The sequence below is a fragment of the Candidatus Acidiferrales bacterium genome (assembly GCA_036514995.1).
GTDB lineage: Bacteria > Acidobacteriota > Terriglobia > Acidiferrales > DATBWB01 > DATBWB01.
The window spans coordinates 26,431-35,561 of record DATBWB010000045.1; the positions used below are offsets into that span (position 1 = coordinate 26,431).

Annotated in this window: 10 protein-coding genes; 6 read left to right on the forward strand and 4 right to left on the reverse strand. The window is 60.5% G+C overall.

The features are described from left to right. Positions 1-23 precede the first annotated feature (23 nt). Together VIH17_03355 and VIH17_03360 are read left to right on the forward strand one after the other, a co-directional pair. Positions 24-1,127 (forward strand): c-type cytochrome, encoded by a 1,104-nt coding sequence (locus tag VIH17_03355; GenBank protein ID HEY4682269.1) that lies wholly within the window; start codon positions 24-26, stop codon positions 1,125-1,127. A gap of 185 nt (positions 1,128-1,312) precedes the next feature. Next, positions 1,313-1,795 (forward strand): cyclic nucleotide-binding domain-containing protein, encoded by a 483-nt coding sequence (locus VIH17_03360; protein ID HEY4682270.1) that lies wholly within the window; start codon positions 1,313-1,315, stop codon positions 1,793-1,795. A gap of 27 nt (positions 1,796-1,822) precedes the next feature. On the opposite strand, the gene VIH17_03365 is transcribed toward VIH17_03360, so the two are convergent. Together VIH17_03365 and VIH17_03370 are read right to left on the reverse strand one after the other, a co-directional pair. Beyond that, positions 1,823-2,380: an MTH1187 family thiamine-binding protein gene (locus VIH17_03365; GenBank protein ID HEY4682271.1), complete on the reverse strand. Its 558-nt coding sequence runs from the start codon at positions 2,378-2,380 to the stop codon at positions 1,823-1,825. A gap of 15 nt (positions 2,381-2,395) precedes the next feature. Next, positions 2,396-4,084 (reverse strand): hypothetical protein, encoded by a 1,689-nt coding sequence (locus tag VIH17_03370; GenBank protein HEY4682272.1) that lies wholly within the window; start codon positions 4,082-4,084, stop codon positions 2,396-2,398. 338 nt (positions 4,085-4,422) lie between these two features. Here VIH17_03370 and VIH17_03375 point away from each other — a divergent pair, with 338 nt between their 5' ends. The 3 genes from VIH17_03375 (at position 4,423) to VIH17_03385 (ending at position 6,362) form a co-directional block, all read left to right on the forward strand. Beyond that, positions 4,423-4,686 (forward strand): hypothetical protein, encoded by a 264-nt coding sequence (locus VIH17_03375; protein HEY4682273.1) that lies wholly within the window; start codon positions 4,423-4,425, stop codon positions 4,684-4,686. Positions 4,687-4,783: 97 nt separating this feature from the next. Beyond that, positions 4,784-5,989 (forward strand): alanine--glyoxylate aminotransferase family protein, encoded by a 1,206-nt coding sequence (locus tag VIH17_03380; GenBank protein HEY4682274.1) that lies wholly within the window; start codon positions 4,784-4,786, stop codon positions 5,987-5,989. Between the two features lie 16 nt (positions 5,990-6,005). Further along, positions 6,006-6,362 (forward strand): hypothetical protein, encoded by a 357-nt coding sequence (locus VIH17_03385; protein ID HEY4682275.1) that lies wholly within the window; start codon positions 6,006-6,008, stop codon positions 6,360-6,362. 38 nt (positions 6,363-6,400) lie between these two features. On the opposite strand, the gene VIH17_03390 is transcribed toward VIH17_03385, so the two are convergent. Both VIH17_03390 and VIH17_03395 read right to left on the reverse strand, forming a co-directional pair. Then, complete coding sequence (locus VIH17_03390; protein ID HEY4682276.1) at positions 6,401-6,559, reverse strand: hypothetical protein; 159 nt, start codon at positions 6,557-6,559, stop codon at positions 6,401-6,403. 62 nt (positions 6,560-6,621) lie between these two features. Then, complete coding sequence (locus VIH17_03395; protein HEY4682277.1) at positions 6,622-7,926, reverse strand: MFS transporter; 1,305 nt, start codon at positions 7,924-7,926, stop codon at positions 6,622-6,624. A 65-nt stretch (positions 7,927-7,991) separates the two neighbouring features. Between VIH17_03395 and VIH17_03400 the strand changes: the two genes are divergently transcribed. Further along, entirely contained in the window at positions 7,992-9,050 is a 1,059-nt protein-coding gene (locus tag VIH17_03400; protein ID HEY4682278.1) for an AI-2E family transporter, read from the forward strand. Positions 9,051-9,131 lie beyond the last annotated feature (81 nt).

Consider the following 9,131-nt stretch of genomic DNA (forward strand, 5'->3'; position numbering starts at 1 on the left):
GTGACTTGAAGTAGCAGGGCAGCATGGTTCAAAGAATTTTTGCCCTTTCGAGCGTCCTTCTCCTGCTCGCTGCCGCCTGGGGAGCCTGGGGCGACTATAGCCGGGAGTGGAAGCAATACCAGCGGCGGTACAACGCGCTGGTTCTGGAGAAGATTGCGGACGAAAAGGTGCGCCAGGCCATCCGGCCGGAAAAGCTGGCGGTCAGGCAGATGGTGGTGAGCCAGCTCCGACGAGTGGAGCGCTGCGTGACCTGCCATGTGGCGTATGACAACCCGGCCTTTTCCGACCAGGAGGAGCCGCTCCGCCGTCACCCCGATATCCTCAAGTACCATCCCGTCGAAAAGTTCGGCTGCACCATCTGTCATGGCGGCCAGGGCATGGCGACCACCTACCGGGGCGCCGCCCACGACGAGTTGGAGTTTTGGGAAGAGCCGATGTGGAAGGGAGAGTATATTCAGTCGGCTTGCGGCAAGTGTCACAAGGAGACGAGCGTCCCCGGGGCCCCAACCCTATCGGTAGCCCGCCTCCTCTACAAGCAGGAATTTAGCTGCGATACGTGCCACAAAATCAACGGCGAGGGAGGAAGCGACGGCCCTGACCTCAGCCACATCGGCAGCAAGCCTTTGCATGCCTTCGACTTCACCCACCTGGAAGGGAAAAGGAGCAGGGTGCGCTGGTTGGTGGAACACTTCAAGAATCCCCAAGCGGTCATTCCAGACTCCGAAATGCCCAACCAGGAGTTGACGGACGAGCAGGCAAGAGCCATGACGATCTTGATGCTGAGCCTCACCGATAGCAACCTGCCATCCGAATATATCGTCCGGGAGACTCAAGCCTCAGGCCAAAGCTCCGGGGCGGCAACTCCGGCCCTGGGGGAGACGCACCTGTTCGAGGAAAAGCGTTGTGTCCTCTGCCATACTCTTCGGGGCCGCGGCGGCAAGGTGGGGCCCGATCTGACCCAAGTTGCCAGCCGCCGCAATGCCGACTGGCTGTTTCAGCATTTCAAGAACCCGCGCCGCGTGGTGCCCGGCTCCAAGATGCCCGACCTCCGCCTGACGGACGAGGAGGCGAACGACCTTACTCGCTACCTGCTCTCTCTGAAATCGCAGAAGGCAGATAGCCGCTAGAGTGGCAGGGGCGGACTTTCAGCCCGGCACTCGGCCCTAACGATGCATGCCCGGCTGGAGCGGGCCGCCAGGTTTGTAGAAGGGAGCCGAGCTGCGCCGGGAATAGCCCAACAAGGAAAGAGTGCTTCGCCCGCCACGGCGAGAGAGGCCAACGTGGCCGGTGAAGAGGATAGGAGTGAAAGACCGTGATTGATCTACTCAAACAATCCAGCCTTTTTGAGGGTTTGAGGGCTGAGGAATTGCGAGAAATTGCGAACGTCTCCCAAATTCTGAAAGTGAAGAAGGGAGACCGGGTCTTTGAAGCCGGAAGCCCGGCTGAATCGCTTTTTGTCGTAGGCGCCGGCGAAATTGACCTTCGCTTCAAAGTGACTTACTACAATGCGGCGGCGGAGATCTCCCTTGATCGCAAGTCCCGTGGCGAAGCCTTTGGCTGGTCGGCGCTCATCGGCCCGCACCGATATACACTCTCGGCTCTTGCCCTCCAGGACTCCGACCTTTTGCAGATGAACCAAAGGGACATCAAAAGATTGTGCGAAGAGAACAACCACCTGGGCTATGTCCTGATGACGAACCTGGCCAAAATAGTCGGCAACCGGTTCACCAGGGTGGAAGAGGTCTTGATCCAACAAGCCCAGCAAAGCCTCAAGCAAAAAGAGTCCTCCTCCTGAAAGACGGGGAACAGCATTGTCCCCGAGCTATTTCTTGACCGGCTGGCCGACCGCCTGTTCAATCGCTTCCACCGCTCGAGTGATGCGATGGGCGCGATCGGCGTAGTCATCGATTTTCATGAAGGTCAGAACGCGCTCGGTCTTTTCCCGCATCTTCAGGTGGCACTGCTTGGTCACATTCATCAACTGATCCCAGTCGCCCTCGAGGATGGTGGCCGTTGCGGTGACGCGATAGTCGAGCCCGCTTGCCTGAATGATTTTCACGACGTCAGCAAGGTCAGGGCTGATGCTGCGCCCGCGCCCGAGGGGAACGATGCTCAACTGCAAAAGCATGGTGGCCTCCTTCCGCCAAGACTTCCTGGGCTCAATGTAGCGCTGCCGAAAGACTCGGGCAAGGTCGCCATGAATCAAGGCGGGCAAGGTCGCCAACGAGAACCTGGCCAGCAAGCTCCCCATCGAGCGGGTGCCCCATTCTTGCGCAGCAAGGGTGGCTTCCGTCACCCCCAGGCAGGTGCCTGGGGGCTCGGGGCTTCTGCCGGAAGACTGAGCCCGGCGGCACCCGCCACCGGGTTTGGTTGAGCGCATGGCGCGGCGCTCACCTTACTCGATCAAGCGGTGATAGGTATGGAGGGAATAAGTGGTTTCGGGCTCGCGCTCGAGCGTGCGGTTGATAATGCACATCGTCCGCTCGACCGCTTCGCGCTTATTGCGGACGGTGGGATCCTTTTGCAGGTTGGTATTGAGGTCGTAGCACTTGGTCGCCTGATGCATGACGCGGAAGAGTTCGAACTCTTCATAAAGCGTTTTGGGGACGTCGGAATCCTCGCAGAAAATGCGATACAGGCTGCATTCCTCGCCCTCGCCCTTTCGCCTCTCCCACTCCGCCTCTATTTTCTGGATGAAGGCTATCTCTTCCTTGTCGTCCACCGCGCGGTAGGCGTTGTAAGCGATCTCGCGCTTTTTTTCCGGCGTTTCGCCAATCAACAGCCGGCGCATGAAGCGATCCAGCTTCAACCGTTCGAGGACAACGGGATCGTCCGGGTTGCGCTTCAGGAGGATGACCTCGGTCAGGTGAACCGGCTCCATGGGGTTCGAAAAGACGCGGCCGGCGGGCAAAACCCTGGTGATGTCCAGCATCGAGCGGGCATTATCGAAAGCGATCAACCGGCCGCAAAGGGTGTCCAATTCATCGGCCGGCATTCGCCGGAAGGACTCGGCGCAAAGGTTGCCGGGATCGAGCAGGGTGGACTTCATTTGATCAATGATGGAGCGGTGCTTTTCGATGAATGGCCCGTCAATGTCCGGCACGTTTTCCGCTTTGGATCGCAAGATCTCGACCGCCGATAGAGGGAAATTCTCAACCAGGTTGGTGCGCAGGTAGAAGACTTTCTCGGAGGTGTAAGCGTACGCTTTGATGGGCTGGGTCAGGTCAAGATCGCGGAGGCGAAGATGCACGACCTGGTTGTCGAGCGTCATGGCAGTCATCTTGGCGTCCAGCTCGTCGGTCGCGTCCTGGTGCGACTCAACCCAGCGATAAACCCGGTAGCCACGAGCATGAGATCCCTGGTTCGCCTCGATTTCCGTCAAGAAAACGCGCTGGCCATCCCGGGTTTGATAGGTATAGCGGACATAGACCCAGTCATCTGAATGGAAGCGACTGTTGGGATAAGTGACCAGCCCGTAGGAACTGGTGGATTTACCGGTGCCGGTGGGAGCGATGTAGAGCACACCTTTCCCGTCTTTTTCGACACAGGCGCCGTGGATGGAGTGGATTCCATACTCTTCCGCCAGGATGCGGCCGACCGCCCCCAGCACCCAGCTCTTCAACTGGCCATAGTAGGAGGTGTTGAAGAAGGCGATGGTATTGGTGGCGCGACTGTAATAGGCCGCTTCCTTTTCGCCTTTCACGCCGCCAAAGGCATAGACCATCACCTGCGGTTCGGCGGGAGGGTTTAGGCCGGTGATATGCTGCCACTCATAAACCGAATACCAGTTGTCGCGCCAGAAATCCATCAGGTGCGGGCTGTTGGTCTGAGCGCGCACGCGAATGCCGTGGATGATGACGTCGTGGAACAGCGTCTCCCGCGGCGGGCGCGACTCTATGAAGTCGGTGGCGCTTTTGACCAGTTTGTCGTGGAGCCCCGGGGAACAATCCACGGTCTTATCGTGGATGGCGGTGCGCCCTTTTGTGCGAGTAATGCAATTTCCCGCGCCGATGGGAGTGCCCGGCCATTCGGTGGCGTCGGGGTGGGGCGGGGGCGGGAAGGAAAAGAAAGTTGGCTCTGACATTCATCCTCACGTTACGGGAGACAGCACGACGCGGGGCGCTCGGTCGGCTTCAGGGCACGCTTCGTAATGGGAGAGTCTAGTAAGCCAAGCTCGAAAAATCAAGGTTAGAAGAGGCCGTCGCGGGCAGGGACGCTCGGCTCGCCGTTAAGGCCAGCTTGCAGTCCTTCTTGTGAAGGCCGATAGTTGCCAACCGATAGCAACCTTCGGTACGTGGAAGGTCAGGGCCGGCCCCGTCGGGGCCGTGTCGGGTCTCGGGCGAAATTTTGGGGCCGGGAAATGTCTGGTTCCCCGCCCGGGGATGGTATAATTTCCTGTGAGTTTGGCGGGCAACCGATTTCATGTTTGCGCAAAAGCTGAAGGTGGAAGTCATCATCGAAGGCGAGCGCAAACCCTGTCCGCTCGCATGGCTCGACGCGTTTTTCATGCGAAACTTTACCGGGGCGGAGGAATTTGACGAAACGCTGCCGGTGAGCGATGGCCAGATGGAAGCGAGCCTGCGCGTCGATTCGCGCCGGGTGGAAAAGGCGTTGGCCGACTGGATCACCAGCCGGGGAAAATCCGAAGGCAAACCCGTGCGTGTGATCGTCAGCCGAGACGCCTGAGAGGGACGGCGAGCCGCCATCCCGCCTCGCCCCGGTGAGGCGCAAGCGCCCCGGCGCCCTCCCAACTTGTTTGGCCAAAGACACGGAGGTTTTTCTCATGAACGCCACCTTTCCCGAACTCAACCCGCCTGTCCGGATCATGCTGACGCCCGGGCCGTCGCTCATGCACCCGCGCGTCTATCGCGCCATGGTCACGCCCATCATCGGCCACCTCGATTACCGCTTTATGGGCGTCATGGACGAAGTGCAGACGATGCTGCGGAATGTCATGCGCACGAAGAACAAGTTGACGATTCCCCTCTCGGGCAGCGGCAGCGCCGCGATTGAAGCGGCCATGATCAATTTCCTGGAAGAGGGCGACGCGGCGATCATCTGCGTGGCCGGCCATTTTGCCGAGCGCATGGCAGAAGTGGCGACTCGGGTGGGAGCCACGGTGATCCGCGTGGAGGCGCCGTGGGGGCAGCCGGTGGATCCGCAAAAAGTGCGCGAGGCAGCCAGGGGGCAAAAGATCAAGCTCATCGGCATGGTGCATGGCGAAACTTCAACCGGCATTTTTCAACCGATCGCACCTTATCGTGAGGTTGCCGACGAATGTGGCGCTTTGCTGGTGGTGGACGCGGTGGCAACGTTGGCCGGCGTGCCGCTCGACGTGGATCAGGATCGAATAGATGTCTGCTTCAGCGGAACGCAGAAGTGCCTGAGCGCGCCTCCCGGGATGGCCCCGATTACGGTTGGGCCGCGCGGCGAAGAGGTTTTGAGCCGCCGCAAGTCCAAAGTTTCAAGCTGGTATCTGGACCTGACCATCGTCCAAAAATATTGGGGCAAGGATCGAACCTACCACCATACGCCGCCGATCAGCCTTATCTTCGGCCTGCATGAAGCGTTGCGCATGGTGGAGGAGGAGGGGCTGGAAGGGCGCTGGCAGCGACACAAGCTGCACGCCCAGGCGCTGGTTGCCGGCCTGGAAGGAATGGGGCTGGAGATGGTGGCAGCGCCGGCGCATCGCATGATCACCGTGATTGCCATCAAGGCCCCGGCGGGAATCGAGGAAGTCAAAGTCCGCCGGCGAATGCTGGACGAGCACAACCTGGAAATTGCGGGCGGGTTCGGCCAGTTTGCCGGAAAAATTTTCCGCATCGGCTTGATGGGGTACGGCGCCCACCGCAACAACGTGCTGCTGGTGCTGGCGACGCTGGAGAAGGTGCTGGGCGAATTTGGCTTCCGCGCCCCGGCGGGCGCGGGCGTCGTGGCGGCGGAACGAGTCTATGCCGGCGCGCATGAGCTGGCCGACGTTCGAACCTAGTTCCTTGCAAGAGTCAATGTCTTCGATTGCTCCCGGATTTGTGGACAGCTTTGACGTGGATTGCCGGCTGACCGGCGAGCGCTTCAAGGTTCGCTTTTCTCATTTGTGGTCGGCCATCGCCACCCGCCATGCCGATACGCTTGACTGCAAATTTTTTGTGAATGGCCGCCCAGTAGTCGTGGCGCTCGCATTGACGGGTTTGCTGGAATACCACAGACAGAATGGCCGGGTGCTTCCCGACGCCCTGGCAAGTCAGGTGGCCGCCCACTACCTCAAGCAACGCCTCGAGGAAGCCGATGAACGCGCCGAGTACGATGCCTCCGCCGCCGAGGTCGTCGAGCTGATGGGCAAGCTCGGACTGCTGCGCCACTGATCGCGGCCGCAGCGTGAATCCTTCAGGTTGAACCCAACCTACGCGTCGGAAAGGTCTTCTTCAAACTGGGGCGGCTCTTCCACCTCACTTGCTTCGAGAATAGCACCACAGTCAAGGCACTCCCGGTATTCGGCGTCCTTGTCCTTGGCGACCAGGCGAGTCCGGGCGTGCGGGCAGGGATTCGTTGCGTTCGGCATGATGGAAAGCTTGATTCTACTCGAAGGCGCGACCCCCGGAACAAGAATTACTCAAGAATTGTTCAATGGCCAGAGGCGGGAACAGAAGGGAGGGCGCGAAAGCGTTCCAGAGCCGGGTGAATCATTCCCCGGTGGCGGATCAGGTTGGCCACACCGAGAAAGCCAATTGCCCCGATGAGCTGCATCGCCAGCGCCACCAGCAACCCCGCGCGCAAATCCCACCGATCGGCAATCGCCCCCACCAGCGCGGAAGAGGGTGCATCTCCCAAAAGGTGTACCACGAACATGTAAACGCCGAAGGCGGTAGCATGAGCCCGCGCTGGGATCAGGTCGTGGATGATGGCCGTGACCGGGCCGTGATACCAGCTCATGAAAAAGGCCGCTACAAAGAAGGCGAAAAGAAACTGTCCCTTGGTCGGCGCGAACAGCGCCCAGAGGATCACGGGAACAGAAACCAGAAAGGCCGTGGCGATGGTGAGGGCGCGACCCTGAGGCCAGCGACGTTCCAGGCTGTCAGCCACCCAGCCGCCGGTGAGCACGCCGGTCATTACCGCAACCAAAAGTATCGCGCCGAGAGTCACTCCGGCTTCTTTCAGCGAAAAATCCTGATAGCGTGTGACGAAGGTCGGGCCCCAGGCGCCGATCGCTCCAGCGGCGAAGGTGATAAGGGTTCCGCTCGCCAGCAGCGCCACATAGGCGGGAACGCGAAAAAGAAGCTTCACCGGGACCATCTCGCGTGACTTTGATCCCGCGCCTAACCCCGAGGCTTTCGCCCCGGTATATCGGGGCAAGGGAAGGGAGGGCGGCTCTTTCAGGCGAAAGACCATCAGGCCCAGGAGCAGACCCGGAACGCCAACCAGGAAGAACGCCGGTCGCCAGCCTTTCCATTCGCCGATGATGCCGCCGGCCGCCAGGGCGAGCGTGGCTCCGGCCAGCATCCCCATGTTGAAGAAAGACTGCACGCGGGCGCGAAATTCTTGCGGATAGGCGCCGGAGATCATCGAGACCGCCGCCGGCGCATACACCGCTTCCCCCACACCCAACAAAGAGCGGGCAATCAAGAGCTGGCGAAAGGATTGCACGGTGCCGGTAACGAAGGTGACAGCGCTCCAGAAAAGTACCCCGTAGGTAATCAGGCGCGTGCGCGACACGCGATCCGCCAGCCAGCCAAACGGAATCGAGGCGCAGGACTGAACCACGATGAAAACCGTAATCAGCAATCCCAGTTGCAGATCGCTCACCTCAAAATCCTTTTTGATGAGAACGAACAAGGGATTGATCAGGACGCGGTCAATGTAGTTGACGAAATTGATGAGGGTGAGGATCAGCAGGAGTTTGTATTGGTAGCGCGTGAACCGCAGAGTCATAAAGGAATGGAGCGGCGACGAAGCCGGTATTATATACTGTCATCGCCTCACCGACGAGGATCCCGGTGGATGCGTCCTCACAATCCCGGCTGGCCCAGCGCCGCGAGCAGGTGGCCGGCCTGCTCTTTTTCGTGCTGGTGTTTGCCCTAGCCTACGCCATGTTCCGGATTTTTGTTCCCTTCCTGGTGCCCCTGGCCTGGGCAGCCGTGCTGGTTGTGTTTTTTTATCCCTTACAGCGCCGGCTGCAATCCCGGTTGGGCCGCCCGGCTGGAGCCGCGCTGCTCAGCACCTTTCTGGTCACCGTGATCCTGATTGTGCCGGCGTTTTTTCTGGCTTCGGCGTTTGTGAGGGAGGGAGTGCAGGCGGCGCAATCCTTGCAGGGGATGATCGAGGGTGGGCGGTTGGGGGTGGTGGAGCACTGGCGCGAATGGATTGTGCGGCATGCGCCCGTCCGACTGGATGGGACGGAAGGGCTGGTGCGCGAGCAAACCGAGCGCATCGCCCGCTGGCTGGCCTCGCAGGCGGCGGCGATCGCCCGAAACGTGGCTGCCTTTCTATTCCAGTTTGTGGTGACCCTGCTGGCGATGTTCTATTTCTTTCGGGACGGGCCGCGGGTGGTGGAGAAGTTGCGCGGCCTGGTGCCACTGGAGGCCGAGCACCGCGATTTTCTCTTGCGCCGCGTCCGCGAACTCATCCAGGTGACCATCCGGAGCAGTTTTGTGGTGGCCGGACTGCAAGGCGTGATCGGCGGGTTGCTCTTCTGGGTTGTGGGGATCTCCTCACCCATTTTTTGGGGAGTGACTATGGGCTTCCTTGGGCTGTTGCCGCTGATCGGGCCCTGGCTCATCTGGATGCCGGCGGGCGTCGTGCTCCTGGCCGAGGGCATGACCGTCCGCGGCTTGGCCGTGCTTTTGGTCGGCGCGGGCGTTGTCAGCATGGCGGACAATGTTCTACGCCCGGCGCTGATTGGAACGAGCGCCAGGCTGAGCGGGCTGTTGATCTTTATCAGCGTGCTCGGTGGGATTGCTGCCTTCGGGATGCTCGGGCTGGTTCTTGGACCGATCCTTGTCGTCTGCGCCGTCAGCTTGATGGAAACGTACGCCGAGCGGACTTCCCCGGGATAATCGGCTCTTTTTGCCTTGCCGCGGCGGCTGTGCTAGATTAGCCCGCGCCTGCCCGCCATTCCACGCTGGCAGGGGCGGGCG

What these genes read in the sequence shown, in the direction of transcription:
- VIH17_03355 (HEY4682269.1), top strand. Translation starts at nt 24, where the DNA reads ATGGTTCAAAGAATTTTTGCCCTTTCGAGCGTCCTTCTCCTGCTCGCT.
- VIH17_03365 (HEY4682271.1), bottom strand. Translation starts at nt 2,380, where the DNA reads ATGCGCTCAACCAAACCCGGTGGCGGGTGCCGCCGGGCTCAGTCTTCC.
- VIH17_03370 (HEY4682272.1), bottom strand. Translation starts at nt 4,084, where the DNA reads ATGTCAGAGCCAACTTTCTTTTCCTTCCCGCCCCCGCCCCACCCCGAC.
- VIH17_03375 (HEY4682273.1), top strand. Translation starts at nt 4,423, where the DNA reads ATGTTTGCGCAAAAGCTGAAGGTGGAAGTCATCATCGAAGGCGAGCGC.
- VIH17_03380 (HEY4682274.1), top strand. Translation starts at nt 4,784, where the DNA reads ATGAACGCCACCTTTCCCGAACTCAACCCGCCTGTCCGGATCATGCTG.
- VIH17_03385 (HEY4682275.1), top strand. Translation starts at nt 6,006, where the DNA reads ATGTCTTCGATTGCTCCCGGATTTGTGGACAGCTTTGACGTGGATTGC.
- VIH17_03390 (HEY4682276.1), bottom strand. Translation starts at nt 6,559, where the DNA reads ATGCCGAACGCAACGAATCCCTGCCCGCACGCCCGGACTCGCCTGGTC.
- VIH17_03395 (HEY4682277.1), bottom strand. Translation starts at nt 7,926, where the DNA reads ATGACTCTGCGGTTCACGCGCTACCAATACAAACTCCTGCTGATCCTC.